Consider the following 13150-nt stretch of genomic DNA (forward strand, 5'->3'; position numbering starts at 1 on the left):
GGCCTGCTCCACGAATGCTCCCAGCGACGCACGCCGAGCGCTCCGGCACGACGCCGAAGAGCCCGGCCCCGGCCGTCCCCGGGGGACGACCAGGACCGGGCTCCCGGTCGATGCGACGGATGATCAGCTCACCCGGTCACATCCGTTCAGCTGTTGCTGAGCTTCTCGCGCAGCGCGGCGAGGGACGCGTCGTCGGCGAGGGTGCCGGCTCCGGTCGTCTCGCTCGTGAACGTCGAAGCGGCGGCCGGGAGGTCGAAGCCACCCTGCGCCTCCTCGGTGAGGGACTTGGCGACCTGGGCCTTGTGGGCCTCCCAACGCGCCTGGGCGGCCGCGTACTGGCCCTCCCACTCGGTGCGCTGGGTGTCGTAGCCCTCGAGCCACTCGTTGGTCTCCGGGTCGAAGCCCTCGGGGTACTTGTAGTCACCCTTGTCGTCGTACTCGGTCGGCATGCCGTAGAGCGCCGGGTCGAACTCGGTGCTCTCCGGGTCGACGCCCTCGTTGGCCTGCTTGAGGCTGAGCGAGATGCGGCGACGGTCGAGGTCGATGTCGATGATCTTGACGAACACCTCGTCGCCCACGGACACGACCTGCTCGGCGAGCTCGACGTGCTTGTTCGAGAGCTCCGAGATGTGCACCAGGCCCTCGATGCCGTCCGCGACACGGACGAAGGCACCGAACGGCACCAGCTTCGTGACCTTGCCCGGCGCGATCTGACCGATCGCGTGGGTGCGGGCGAAGACCTGCCACGGGTCTTCCTGCGTGGCCTTGAGCGAGAGCGACACGCGCTCGCGGTCCAGGTCCACCTCGAGGATCTCGACGGTGACTTCCTGACCGACCTCGACGACCTCGCTGGCGTGCTCGATGTGCTTCCAGCTGAGCTCGGAGACGTGGACGAGACCGTCGACACCACCGAGGTCGACGAACGCACCGAAGTTGACGATCGACGAGACGACGCCCTTGCGGACCTGGCCCTTGTGGAGGTTGTTCAGGAAGGTGGTGCGCGACTCGGACTGCGTCTGCTCGAGCAGGGCGCGACGCGAGAGGACCACGTTGTTGCGGTTCTTGTCGAGTTCGAGGATCTTCGCCTCGAGCTCCTGACCGAGGTACGGCGTCAGGTCGCGGACACGGCGAAGCTCGATGAGCGATGCCGGGAGGAAGCCGCGGAGGCCGATGTCGACGATCAGACCGCCCTTGACGACCTCGATGACCGTGCCGGTCACGACGCCGTCGGACTCCTTGATCTTCTCGACGTCGCCCCATGCACGCTCGTACTGTGCACGCTTCTTCGACAGGATCAGGCGGCCTTCCTTGTCCTCCTTCTGGAGAACCAGGGCCTCGACCTCGTCACCGACGTTGACGACCTCGTTGGGGTCGACGTCGTGCTTGATCGAGAGCTCGCGCGAGGGGATGACACCCTCGGTCTTGTAACCGACGTCGAGGAGGACCTCGTCGCGGTCGATCTTCACGACGGTGCCGGAGATGAGGTCTCCGTCGTTGAAGAACTTCAGGGTCTTCTCGACCTCGGCCAGGAAGTCATCAGCCGAGCCGATGTCGTTGATGGCGACCTGCTTGGGAGCCTTGGTCGTGGTGGTTGTCATGTAGAGATTGCTCCGAACGGACATGAGTCGGGCCGTGGCGGCGAGGGAGCGACCCCCGGTCCGCGTGCCGGTCGAGCGACCGGTGCGAGCCACCATGGCGATGAGTGTTGTTGGCGCGGATTGCGCCGCACAAGTCTATCCAGCAGGCGGGACGCCCACAACCGGGCGTGTCCGCTCAGCCGACCAGCGCACTCCGCAGGGTGTCGAGGCCGACGCCGCCGAGCGCGAGGGCGCGGTGGTGGAAGGCCTTGAGGTCGAACGACGAACCCTCACGGGCCGCCACGTCGTCGCGGATCGACTCCCAGACGCGCTGCCCGACCTTGTACGACGGCGCCTGTCCCGGCCACCCGAAGTACCGCGCCACCTCGAACTGCACGAACGCCGGGTCCATGTTGACGTTCCGCCCCATGAAGTCGAGGGCGTACTCCCACGTCCAACCGCCGCCGTCCGGGTTGGTCTTCTGCAGGTGCACGCCGATGTCGAGCACCACGCGGGCGGCCCGCATCCGCTGCCCGTCGAGCATGCCCAGGCGGTCGCCGTCGTCGTCCAGGAACCCGAGCTGCTCCATGAGCCGCTCGGCGTACAGCGCCCAGCCCTCGACGTGGCCGGACGGCCCGGCGAGCTGCCGACGCCAGGTGTTGAGCTCGCCGCGGTTGTAGACCGCCTGGCTGATCTGCAGGTGGTGGCCCGGGACACCCTCGTGGTAGACGGTGGTCTTCTCACGCCAGGTGCCGAACTCGGTGACACCCTGCGGGACGGACCACCACATGCGGCCGGCACGCGAGAAGTCGTCGGACGGTCCGGTGTAGTAGATCCCGCCCTCCTGCGTCGGGGCGATCCGGCACTCCAGGCGCTTGATCGGGTCCGCGATGTCGAAGTAGCGACCGTCCATCGCCCGGATCGACTCGTCGCTGGTCTCCTGCATCCAGGCCCGGAGCGCATCGGTGCCGTGCAGCACCCGCGCCGGGTCAGCGTCCAGGACCTCGATCGCGCGGGCGACACTCGCACCGGACTCGATGCGGTCGGCGATGCGCTCCTGTTCGTCGCGCATCCGGGCGAGCTCCTCGATGCCCCACTCGTACGTCTCGTCGAGGTCGACGACGGCGCCGAGGAACCGGCGGGAGTGCAGCGTGTAGTCGTCCCGGCCGACGGCGTCCACCGGGGTCGAGAGCGGCAGCACGTCGTGCTCCAGGAACGCACCGAAGGACCGGTAGGCGGCCGCGGCGACCTCGGCTCCCCGGGTCAACTCGGCGCGCAACCGGTCGGGGACGGGAGCGCCGCCCTCGAGCACGGCACCGTCGGCGAGCTGCCGGAAGAACCCGTCGGGCGCGCCGTTGCGGGCGGCCTGCTCCGCGATGAGCTCGACCTGGCGCTTCGCCGCGGTGACGCCCTCGCGCGTGCCCTCCAGCAGGGTCTCGCGGTAGCCCTCCAGCGCGTCGGGCAGCGACTGCAGGCGGCCGGCGACGTCCTGCCAGTCCTCCGCCGTCGCGGTCGGCATCAGGTCGAAGACGTCACGGAGCGACTGCGCCGGGCTCTGGATGACGTTGAGGTCGCGCAGGTGCAGCTTCCGCTCGTACGACTCGACGGTCAGGTCGAGCTCGGCACCGAGGTCGGTCTTCGTCACACGGTCGACGTCGTCGCGAGCGTCGGCGGCATCGAGCGCGCGGCGTGCCGTGCGAGCGGCGTCGGCGAGGGCCGCAGCACCGGCCGGCGAGGTGTCGCCGTACCCGTCGGTGCGACCCGGCACACCGATGTACGTGGCGACGGTCGGGTCGAGGTCCACGAGCGTGGTGACCCACTGCTCGGCGACCTGGTCGACGGCGGACGGCTGACGGACGGGACGGTCATCGCTCATGTCCCAGACACTACCCACCAGCCCGACCCTACCCACCAGCACGGAGTGAGCGGCGGGACGGACGGGAGGCGCGCCTCCCGTCCGTCCCGCCGCTCACCCGGGTGCGATCGCGCTCAGTGCGCCGCCGCCTCCCAGTTCGTGCCGAGCCCGACCGACACGTCGAGCGGGACGGTCAGTTCGGCTGCGCCGCCCATGCGGGTGCGGAGGATCTCCTCGACCCGGTCCTGCTCCCCCGGCGCGATCTCGAGGATCAGTTCGTCGTGCACCTGCAGCAGCAGTCTCGAACCGAGGCCACCGTCGCGCAGGTCCGCGTCGACACCGAGCATCGCGATCTTCATGATGTCCGCCGCGGACCCCTGGATCGGAGCGTTCAGCGCCGCGCGCTCGGCGTTCTCGCGGAGCACCCGGTTCGGGCTCTTCAGGTCCGGGAACGGACGGCGGCGACCGAAGATCGTCTCGGTGTAGCCGTCTTCGCGGGCCTGCTCCACGACGTTCCGGAGGTAGTCGCGCACCGCGCCGAAGCGGGCGAAGTACTCCGTCATCAGCGTGCGGGCTTCACTCTGCTCGATGCGGAGCTGCTTCGACAGGCCGAAGGCGCTGAGGCCGTACGCCAGGCCGTAGGACATCGCCTTGACCTTCGTGCGCATCTCCGGGCTGACGTCGGACGGCTCCACGCCGAAGACCCGGGCGCCGACGAAGCGGTGCAGGTCCTCGCCCTCGTTGAACGCCTGGATGAGCCCCGCGTCTCCCGACAGGTGGGCCATGATCCGCATCTCGATCTGCGAGTAGTCCGCGGTGAGGAGCGTCGTGTACGGCTCGGCGACCGCGAAGGCCGACCGGATCCGGCGACCGACGGCGGTCTTCACCGGGATGTTCTGCAGGTTCGGGTCTGTGGAGGACACACGCCCGGTGCTCGTGCCGGTCTGCTCGTACCGGGTGTGGATGCGGCCGTCGACCACGGCGGCGTCGAGGGTGTCGACGATCTGGCGGAGCTTCGTCGCGTCGCGGTGCTGCAGCAGCAGGCCGAGGAACGGGTGCGGGTGCTGCTCCTGCAGGTCGGTGAGGCTCGCGGCGTCGGTGGAGAAGCCGGTCTTGGTCTTGCGGGTCTTCGGCATCGCGAGCTCGGTGAACAGGACCTCCTGCAGCTGCTTCGGCGACCCGAGGTTGACCTCGTGCCCGATCTCGGCGAAGGCCTGCTGGGCGAGGTCCGCGGCGCGCTCCCCGAGCTCGTGCGAGAGCCCGGTGAGCACCGGGCGGTCGATGCCGACACCGGTGGTCTCCATGCGCGCGAGCACGGACGTCAGCGGCAGCTCGATGTCGTCGAGCACCGTGAGCGAACTCGGGTCGACGCGGGCGCGGAGTGCCGTGGTGACTCGGAGGACGTACCAGGCGTGCACCCCGACGTTCACCGGGTCGGTCTCCGGCACAAGCTGGTTCGGGTCCGCCGCCGGCAGTTCCTCACCGAGCTCCTGGTAGACGAGGTCGGCCAGGGGCTGACCCTGTTTGCCCGGGTTCGCCAGCCAGCCGGTGATGCGGGCGTCGCCGGCGATGCCCGCGACGGTGAAGCCCGCCGTCCCGAGCGCCTTGATCGCGGCCTTGGCGTCGTGGAAGTGCTTCGGGGCGTCCGAGGCGAACCAGGCGGAGAGCTGTTCGTAATCCTGTGCCCCGCTGCCACCGGGGACCAGGACGGCGTCGTCGTGGGTGGCGATGCCGATCGCGCTGAGACGACCGTCGATGACCTCCACCGCGACGCCGAAACCGTTCTCGGCGTCCGCGGCGTTCTTCCGCTCGAGCCAGTAGCCGAGTTCCTCGTCGATCAGGGTCTTGACCGGAGGCGGTGTCGGGCCGGCGTCCTCGACGCTGCCGTCGGTCGTCGACGGTTCGGTCGGTTCGCCGCTGCCGACGACCTTGAACACCCGGTCGAGCAGGGTCCGGAACTGCAGCGTGGCGAAGAGCTCGCGCACCGCGGCTTCGTCGAGCGGGCGGAGGGCGACGTCCGCCGGGCCGACCGGCAGTTCGACGTCGGTGACGAGGCGGTTCAACCGGCGGTTCCGGATCGCCCGGTCACGCTGCTCGCGGAGGTTGTTCCCGACCACCCCCTTGATCTCGTCGGCGTGTTCGAGCACCCCGTCGAGCGAGCCGTACTGCGTGACCCACTTCACCGCGGTCTTCTCGCCGACCTTGTCGATGCCGATCAGGTTGTCGCTGGTCTCCCCCACCAGGGCCGCGATGTCCGGGTACTGGTGCGGCTCGATGCCGTACCGCTCGTACACCTTGTCGCGGTCGTAGCGCGTGAGTTCGGACACGCCGCGGACCGACGGGTACAGCAGTGTGACGTCGTCGTTCACGAGCTGGATCGAGTCGCGGTCGCCGGACACCACGTAGACCTGGAATCCCTGGTCAGCACCCTGCTTCGCGAGCGTGGCGAGGATGTCGTCCGCCTCGAAGTCCTCCTTCGTGACGGTCGTGATGCCCATCGCCTCGAGCGCCTGCTGCAGGAGCGGGATCTGGCCCTTGAACTCGGCCGGGGTCTCCGACCGGGTGCCCTTGTACTCGGCGTACTCGCGCGTGCGGAACGAGAACCGGGAGATGTCGAACGCCACCGCCAGGTGCGTCGGCTTCTCACGCTGCAGCAGCATGAGCAGCATCGAGATGAACCCGTGGATGGCGTTCGTGTGCTGCCCCTCGCGGTTCACGAAGCTGTCGACCGGCAGGGCGTAGAAGGCCCGGAAGGCGAGCGAGTGGCCGTCGATGACCATGAGGGTAGGCTTTGCGGAGTCCGACACCCGGACAGCCTACCGACGGCCCCCGACAGGGTGCGGCCGCGGTCCGGGCGGAACGACCACGCGGAAGGCCGACGCGACGTGACCGACGAACAGACCGTCCGGGGATCCGACGAGGGCATCGCGGAGTACCTCGCGCGCGGCGTCGGGCAGCTCGCCGAGAAGATGGGCATGGAGTTCAGCGAGCTCTCCGCCGAGCGGTCGGTCGCCAGCATCCCCGTCGAGGGCAACCGGCAACCCGCGGGCCTGCTGCACGGTGGTGCCTACGTCGTCCTGGCCGAGAGCCTCGGGTCGATGGCGGCGAACATCCACGCCGGTCCCGGTCGCTACGCGGTCGGCATCGAGCTCAGTGCGTCGCACACGCGGAGCGCGACGAGCGGCCGGGTCACCGGCACCTGCACCGCGATCCACCTCGGCGGCACGCTCACCACGCACGAGATCGTGCTGACCGACGACGAGGGCCGACGCTGCTCGACCGTGCGCATCACGAACATCATCCGCGACGCCCGCTGACGCTCGACCGGGCCTCGGGTGCTGCGCCTCGGGCTCCGGGGCTGGTCCGCCGAGTTTCAGGCCTCCGGCGGTCGCTGCAGCAGCAGCGGGGTGTCCCCGAACCCGAGCCGCCGGTAGAGTGTCTCGCCGTCGACGCTCGAGTGCACCGACGTCCGCTCCACCCCGGCGTCGTCCGCGAGCTCCAGCAGTGCCGTGACCAGTCGTCTCGCGACACCCCGGCCGCGCAGGACCGGGTGCACGTAGACGGTCTGCACGTCACCGGTCACCCGACGCTCCGGTCGGTCCGGCGTCGGCGGTCGCTCCGTCAGGGCCAGCCAGCCCATCCCGAGCACGACGCCGTCCCGCTCCGCGACGACGCACCGGTGGCTGTCCGGGTGCGCGGCCGCGAAGGCCGTCGTCGCGTCGCGGTACCGCTCGGCGGACACCGCGGGCGTCGCACAACCCTCGTCGACGCTCCACCGCCAGCGCAGGTCGGCCACCGTCGGCAGGTCGGCCGGTCGGGAGGCCCGGATCACCACGTCGTCCATGCCCTCACCCTGCCACGTGGCACGGCGGAACCGGCATGTCCGCGCCGACGCCTACTTCTTCGCGCTGAGCTGCTCGATGATCGCCTTGGCGACGTCGTGCATGGTCAGCCGGCGGTCCATCGACGCCTTCTGGATCCAACGGAACGCCTCGGGCTCGGTCAGGCCCATCTTCTCGTTGAGCAGGCCCTTGGCCCGGTCCACGAGCTTGCGGGTCTCGAAGCGCTCGACGAGGTCCGCGACCTCTGCCTCGAGCGTGATGATCTGCTGGTAGCGCGAGAGGGCGATCTCGATCGCGGGGAGCAGGTCGTTCGGGGTGAAGGGCTTCACGACGTACGCCAGCGCGCCGGCTTCGGTCGCTCGCTCGACGAGCTCCTTCTGGCTGAACGCCGTGAGGAGGACGACCGGAGCGATGTGGTTCTTCGACAGCCGCTCAGCTGCGGAGATGCCGTCGAGCTGCGGCATCTTGACGTCCATGATGACGAGGTCGGGGCGCAGGTCGGTCGCGAGCTGCACCGCGGTCTCGCCGTCGCCGGCTTCACCGACCACGTCGAACCCGTTGTCGCGCAGGATCTCGACGATGTCGAGGCGGATGAGCGACTCGTCCTCGGCGACGACGACGCGACGGGGTGCGGCTGCGGTTGCTTCTGTGTCACTCACGACGGAGAGCCTACTAGACGCTCGATCCGACCGCGGCAACCCGCCCGACGGAGCTCCGGTACTCGGAGCTCCGGTACTTGTACGAGTGGCGGGACTCGAACCCGCACGCCAGAGGCAGAGCATTTTGAGTGCCCCGTGTCTACCATTCCACCACACTCGCGAGCCGTGCCAGCGTAGCAGTCGCGCCCGCCGACGCAGGTTCCGGCCAGGCCCCGGCTCACCGCGACGCGGGTGGCCCGGTCACGGTACGGTCGGAGGTCCGGCTGACCTGTCAGGGAGGAGCCCCGTGGACTCTCGTGCCGTCCGCACGTTCCGCGCGTTCGTCGTCGTCACCGCGGTCGTCGCGATGATCGCCGGCGTCGTCGCCGTCGTCTGGCCGCGACCGACGCTCGTGCTCGTCGCGCTGCTGTTCGGGGTCTACCTGGTCGTCGCGGGGGCGATGCGGGTGTTCGCCGCGGCGCGCGGGTACGGCACGCCGGCCGTGTGGCGCTGGACCTCGGGCGTGGTCGGCACCCTCGTCGGCATCGCCGGGCTCGTCACGCTCCTCGACCCCGCGGTGCCGCTCGTCGTGTACGCGGTCCTGGCCGGGGTCGGCTTCCTGGTCGAGGGCGTCGCGGCGCTCGTCGGGGCCCTCGTCGGGCACCCCGGCTCCTCGCGGGCGCCGACCGTCGTGAGCGGTGTGCTCTCGGTGCTCTGCGGTGCCGCCGTGTTGCTCGCACCCACGACAGCACTCGAGGTGTTCACGGTCCTGGCCGGCATCGCGCTCGTCGGGGTCGGCAGCGCGGCGCTGCTCCTCCTGCCGGCCCGCGCGGCCGCCCGCCGTTGACCGGCCGCTGACGGCCGCTGACGGCCGCTAGCCGCTGCTCGTCCCGAACAGCAGACCGAGCAGGTACGTCACGGCGGCGGCGCCGAAGCCGATGCCGAGCTGCCGCAGGGCGCGCCGCAGTGGCGAAGCACCGCTCAGCACACCCACCACCGCGCCGGTGCCGAGCAGGGCGACGCCGACCAGGGCTGCCGCCAGGCCGATTGCGGGCCAGCCCTCGAGCCCGAACAGGTAGGGCAGCACCGGGATCACCGCACCCGACGCGAAGAAGCAGAAGCTCGAGAGCGCCGCGCTCGTCCCGGTGCCGATCGCCTCGTGGTCGTCCCCGTCTTCGGTGACGCTCGGTCGGGGCAGGGCCGACCGCGACCGGACGACGGGCACGCCGCCCGTGGTCGGGGCGACGAGCAGCGAGGCGATGACCTCGTCGGCGTGCGCGGCGGCCTCGTCCTCGCTCATCCCCCGCGCCCGGTACACCAGCGCCAGTTCGTTCACGTCGACGTCCAGGTCCGCGACCGCGTGCTGCGCCTCCGGGTGCGGTGCCGAGGCTTCGAGCAGCTCCCGCTGCGACCGCACCGACACGTACTCCCCCGCGCCCATCGACAGCGCCCCGGCGAGCAGGCCGGCGATGCCGCTGAGCAGGACGAAGTGCCGGTCCGCTCCGGAGGCACTGATGCCGATGATGAGCGCCAGGTTCGACACGAGGCCGTCGTTCGCCCCGAAGACCGCGGCGCGGAACGTCCCCGACAGACGCATCCGGCCACGGTTCGCGAGCCCCCGCACCACTTCGCCGTGGATCCGCTCGTCGGCGGCCATCGTCGCGGTGGCGTCGGCGTCGTCCGCGTACGGCGAGCGGTCCTCGGCCCGCTGCATGAGTGCGAGGACGAACACCGACCCGAACCGCTTCGCCAGGGCGGCGAGGACACGGGTCCGCAGGCTGCCTGCGAGCGGACGGCCGACGTCGTCGCCGAGCAGGTCGCGCCAGTGCTGTTCGTGTCGGCCCTCGGCCTCGGCGAGGGCTGTCAGGATCTCGCGCTCCTCGCCGCTCCGCCGCGTGGCCAGGTTCCGGTAGACGGCCGCCTCGGCACGCTCGTCCGCCAGGTAGCGGCGCCACCGCTGCACGTCGGGGCGGGAGCGCATCGGGCCGTCGGACGGTGCGCTGTCCGACGGTGGGCGGTCGGACTGGAGGCTCGGGTCACCCATGCGACGCTCCTCGCGTTCTCGGTCGGTCGGGACGGGACCACGCTACCGACGCGGCCGGCGTCGAGGACGCACCACGGGCCTCCCGGCCACCTGACCAGCCGAGCGGCACACGACGCGAGGCCGCCACCCGGTCCGGGTGACGGCCTCTCGTCGGATCGGTCCGGGTTCAGTCGCGGACGTACGCCGGCGCCGCCTCGGCGTGCGCGTCTCCGACGCGGTGCACCCGGAGGTCGTTCGTCGAGCCCTCGAGTCCGGGAGGGGAACCCGCCGTGACGATGACACGGTCGCCGGGGATGGCGAGACCGTTGCCGATGAGGACGTCGTCGACCTGCGAGAAGAGCTCGTCGGTGTGCGTCTTCCGGTCGACGAGGAAGGAGCGCACGCCCCAGGTCAGCGCCAGGCGGCGACGGGTCGCCTCGTTCGGCGTGAACGCGATGATCGGCAGGCCGTGGCGGAGGCGCGACATGCGACGCGCGGAGTCACCCGACTCTGTGAACACGCAGAGGTACGACGCCTCGGTGAACTCGGCGATCTCGACGGCCGCGAGGGTGATCGCACCACCGAGGGTGCGCGGCTTGGTCCCGAGGGGCGCGATGCGCTCCAGGCCGTGGTCCTCGGTCGACTCGACGATGCGGGCCATCGTGCGGACCGTCTCGACCGGGTACTCGCCGACACTGGTCTCGCCGGAGAGCATGACCGCGTCGGCACCGTCGAGGACGGCGTTCGCGACGTCGGAGGTCTCGGCGCGGGTCGGGATCGGGGACGAGATCATCGACTCGAGCATCTGCGTCGCGACGATGACCGGCTTCGCCATCCGGCGGGACAGCTCGACCGCGCGCTTCTGCACGATCGGGACCGCCTCGAGCGGCAGCTCGACGCCGAGGTCACCCCGGGCGACCATGATGCTGTCGAAGGCGTCAATGATCTCCTCGAGCGCGTCGACGGCCTGGGGCTTCTCGACCTTCGCGATCACGGGGAGACGCTTGCCCTCTTCGTCCATGATCTCGTGGGCGCGCACGACGTCCGAGGCGTTCCGGACGAACGAGAGCGCGATGAGGTCGGCGCCCTGGCGGATGCCCCAGCGCAGGTCGGCCTCGTCCTTCTCGCTCAGTGCGGGGACGTTCACCGCCACCCCGGGCAGGTTGATGCCCTTGTTGTTCGAGACGGTGCCGCCGACGACGACCTCGGTACGGACGCGCACGCCGTCGGTGTCGAGGACGCGCAGGCGGACCCGACCGTCGTCGATGAGCAGCGGGTCGCCGGGCTTGACGTCCTGCGGCAGGCCCTTGAAGGTCGTGCCACAGACGTCCTTCGTGCCGGGGACGTCCTCGGTCGTGATGGTGAACTCGTCGCCGACGGCCAGCTCGTGCGGGCCGTCCGCGAACTTCGCGAGACGGATCTTCGGACCCTGCAGGTCGACGAGGATCGCGACCGGCTTGCCGAGCTCCTCGGCGGCGCGACGGACGTTCTCGTAGTTGGCCTCGTGCACGCTGTAGTCACCGTGGCTGAGGTTCAGGCGGGCCACGTCGACCCCGGCCTGGATGATCTGCTTGACGACCTCGTAGTCGGCGGTTGCAGGTCCGAGCGTCGAAACGATCTTTGCGCGTCTCAATGGATTCCTTCGTGTGGTGGTGTGGCTTCGGGAACGACGAGAGGCCACCAGCACCCTATCGAGTGCGGGTGGCCTCTCGTCTACGGGGAGGGGACCATCAGACCGAGATCGCCCGGTCCGTCGCTTTGACCGGGGACGGCAGGATCGTCGAACCCTCGAGGTACTCGTCGACCTTCGCGGCAGCGGCGCGGCCCTCGGCGATCGCCCAGACGATCAGGGACTGACCGCGACCGGCGTCACCGGCGACGAACACGCCCGGCTCGTTGGTCGTGTAGTCGGCCTGACGGGCGACCACGCCGGAGACGCTCGTCGGCAGGCCCAGCTGCGGCTCGATCGTGTCGGTCTCGGGACCGGTGAAGCCCAGCGCGATGAGCACCAGGTCCGCCGGGATCTCCCGCTCGGTACCGGCCTTGGGGACGCGACGTCCGTCGAGGTACTCGGTCTCGGCCACGCGGAGTGCGCGGACCTCGCCGGCCTCGTTCGGCAGGAACTCCACCGTCGAGGCGAGGAACTGGCGCTCCCCGCCCTCCTCGTGCGCGCTCGTGACCTCGAACACGGTCGCGAACATCGGCCAGGGCTGCTCCGACGGACGCTCCAGCGGCGGCTGCTTGCCGATCGCCAGGTTCGTGACACTGAGCGCTCCCTGCCGGTGTGCGGTGCCGATGCAGTCCGCGCCGGTGTCACCGCCACCGATCACGACGACGTGCTTGCCCTCGGCCGTGATCTGGTTGTCGACGACCGTGCCGGCGTTGGCCCGGTTCTGCTGGACGAGGTAGTCCATGGCGAAGTGCACGCCGGAGAGGTCGCGTCCCGGGATCGGCAGGTCACGCGGCACGGTGGCGCCGGTCGCGACGACGACCGCGTCGTAGCGGGACTTCAGGTCGTCCCACGTGATGTCCCGGCCGATCTCGACACCGGCGCGGAAGCGCGTGCCCTCGGCCTGCATCTGGGCGAGGCGGGCGTCGATCTGCCGCTTCTCCATCTTGAAGTCGGGGATCCCGTAGCGGAGGAGACCACCGATGCGGTCGTCACGCTCGTAGACGGCGACGGTGTGGCCGGCACGGGTCAGCTGCTGCGCGGCGGCGAGGCCGGCAGGGCCGGACCCGACGACCGCGACGGTCTTGCCCGTCAGGCGCTCCGGCGGGTGCGGGGTGACCCACCCCTTCTGGTACGCCTCGTCGATGATCGAGACCTCGACCTGCTTGATCGTCACCGGCGGTTGGTTGATCCCCAGCACGCAGGACGACTCGCACGGGGCCGGGCAGAGCCGACCGGTGAACTCGGGGAAGTTGTTCGTCGCGTGGAGCCGCTCGATGGCCTGACGGCCCTCGCCGCGCCACATGAGGTCGTTCCACTCCGGGATCAGGTTGCCGAGCGGGCAGCCCTGGTGACAGAACGGCACGCCGCAGTCCATGCAGCGGCCAGCCTGTCGCTTCAGCGCGCCGGACTCCTGCTGCTCGTAGACCTCTTTCCAGTCCATCAGCCGGACGGGCACGGGGCGGCGGGGCGGCAGTTCACGTTCCTGGACCTTCAGGAACCCCTTGGGGTCAGCCACGGGTCACCTCCTGGGTGAGGGTGCGGG

General features: G+C 70.3%; 10 protein-coding genes and 1 tRNA gene. 2 read left to right on the top strand and 9 right to left on the bottom strand.

Going from position 1 to position 13150, the window contains the following annotated elements; translation table 11 throughout:
- Positions 1-146 precede the first annotated feature (146 nt).
- From rpsA to polA, 3 genes are all read right to left on the bottom strand, one after another.
- A complete protein-coding gene (gene rpsA / locus DEJ31_RS01630) occupies positions 147-1598 on the bottom strand; it encodes a 30S ribosomal protein S1 (protein WP_110902487.1) in 1452 nt (483 codons plus the stop codon).
- A 175-nt stretch (positions 1599-1773) separates the two neighbouring features.
- Positions 1774-3453, bottom strand: a complete 1680-nt coding sequence (locus tag DEJ31_RS01635) for a DUF885 domain-containing protein (RefSeq protein WP_110902215.1) — start codon at positions 3451-3453, stop codon at positions 1774-1776.
- A gap of 113 nt (positions 3454-3566) precedes the next feature.
- Positions 3567-6239 (bottom strand): DNA polymerase I, encoded by a 2673-nt coding sequence (polA, locus tag DEJ31_RS01640; RefSeq protein ID WP_111121052.1) that lies wholly within the window; start codon positions 6237-6239, stop codon positions 3567-3569.
- Positions 6240-6401: 162 nt separating this feature from the next.
- Between polA and DEJ31_RS01645 the strand changes: the two genes are divergently transcribed.
- Positions 6402-6749, top strand: a complete 348-nt coding sequence (locus tag DEJ31_RS01645; protein ID WP_111121176.1) for a PaaI family thioesterase — start codon at positions 6402-6404, stop codon at positions 6747-6749.
- A gap of 56 nt (positions 6750-6805) precedes the next feature.
- Here DEJ31_RS01645 and DEJ31_RS01650 read toward each other — a convergent pair whose 3' ends face one another.
- The 3 genes from DEJ31_RS01650 to DEJ31_RS01660 all read right to left on the bottom strand — a co-directional run bounded on the left by DEJ31_RS01650 (position 6806) and on the right by DEJ31_RS01660 (position 8093).
- Positions 6806-7276 carry a GNAT family N-acetyltransferase gene (locus tag DEJ31_RS01650; RefSeq protein WP_111043747.1) on the bottom strand — a complete coding sequence of 157 codons (471 nt, stop codon included), beginning with the start codon at positions 7274-7276 and terminating at the stop codon, positions 6806-6808.
- 51 nt (positions 7277-7327) lie between these two features.
- On the bottom strand, positions 7328-7933 hold the full coding sequence (locus DEJ31_RS01655; protein WP_110902212.1) for an ANTAR domain-containing response regulator: 606 nt from the start codon (positions 7931-7933) through the stop codon (positions 7328-7330).
- Between the two features lie 80 nt (positions 7934-8013).
- Positions 8014-8093, bottom strand: a tRNA-Leu gene (locus tag DEJ31_RS01660).
- Positions 8094-8219: 126 nt separating this feature from the next.
- Here DEJ31_RS01660 and DEJ31_RS01665 point away from each other — a divergent pair.
- Positions 8220-8759, top strand: coding sequence for an HdeD family acid-resistance protein (locus tag DEJ31_RS01665; protein ID WP_110902211.1), 540 nt, complete (start codon positions 8220-8222; stop codon positions 8757-8759).
- Positions 8760-8786: 27 nt separating this feature from the next.
- Here DEJ31_RS01665 and DEJ31_RS01670 read toward each other — a convergent pair whose 3' ends face one another.
- The 3 genes from DEJ31_RS01670 to DEJ31_RS01680 form a co-directional block, all read right to left on the bottom strand.
- On the bottom strand, positions 8787-9893 hold the full coding sequence (locus tag DEJ31_RS01670) for a VIT1/CCC1 transporter family protein (RefSeq protein ID WP_111121177.1): 1107 nt from the start codon (positions 9891-9893) through the stop codon (positions 8787-8789).
- Between the two features lie 229 nt (positions 9894-10122).
- Positions 10123-11568, bottom strand: coding sequence for a pyruvate kinase (gene pyk / locus DEJ31_RS01675; RefSeq protein ID WP_110902209.1), 1446 nt, complete (start codon positions 11566-11568; stop codon positions 10123-10125).
- A gap of 97 nt (positions 11569-11665) precedes the next feature.
- Complete coding sequence (locus DEJ31_RS01680; protein WP_110902208.1) at positions 11666-13123, bottom strand: glutamate synthase subunit beta; 1458 nt, start codon at positions 13121-13123, stop codon at positions 11666-11668.
- Positions 13124-13150: the final 27 nt, after the last annotated feature.

Source organism: Curtobacterium sp. MCPF17_031, assembly GCF_003234035.1.
Classification (GTDB): Bacteria; Actinomycetota; Actinomycetes; order Actinomycetales; family Microbacteriaceae; genus Curtobacterium.

Excerpts from the sequence above, each read along its gene's own strand:
- rpsA (WP_110902487.1), bottom strand. The coding sequence starts at position 1,598 with ATGACAACCACCACGACCAAGGCTCCCAAGCAGGTCGCCATCAACGAC.
- DEJ31_RS01635 (WP_110902215.1), bottom strand. The coding sequence starts at position 3,453 with ATGAGCGATGACCGTCCCGTCCGTCAGCCGTCCGCCGTCGACCAGGTC.
- DEJ31_RS01645 (WP_111121176.1), top strand. The coding sequence starts at position 6,402 with ATGGGCATGGAGTTCAGCGAGCTCTCCGCCGAGCGGTCGGTCGCCAGC.
- DEJ31_RS01650 (WP_111043747.1), bottom strand. The coding sequence starts at position 7,276 with ATGGACGACGTGGTGATCCGGGCCTCCCGACCGGCCGACCTGCCGACG.
- DEJ31_RS01670 (WP_111121177.1), bottom strand. The coding sequence starts at position 9,893 with ATGCGCTCCCGCCCCGACGTGCAGCGGTGGCGCCGCTACCTGGCGGAC.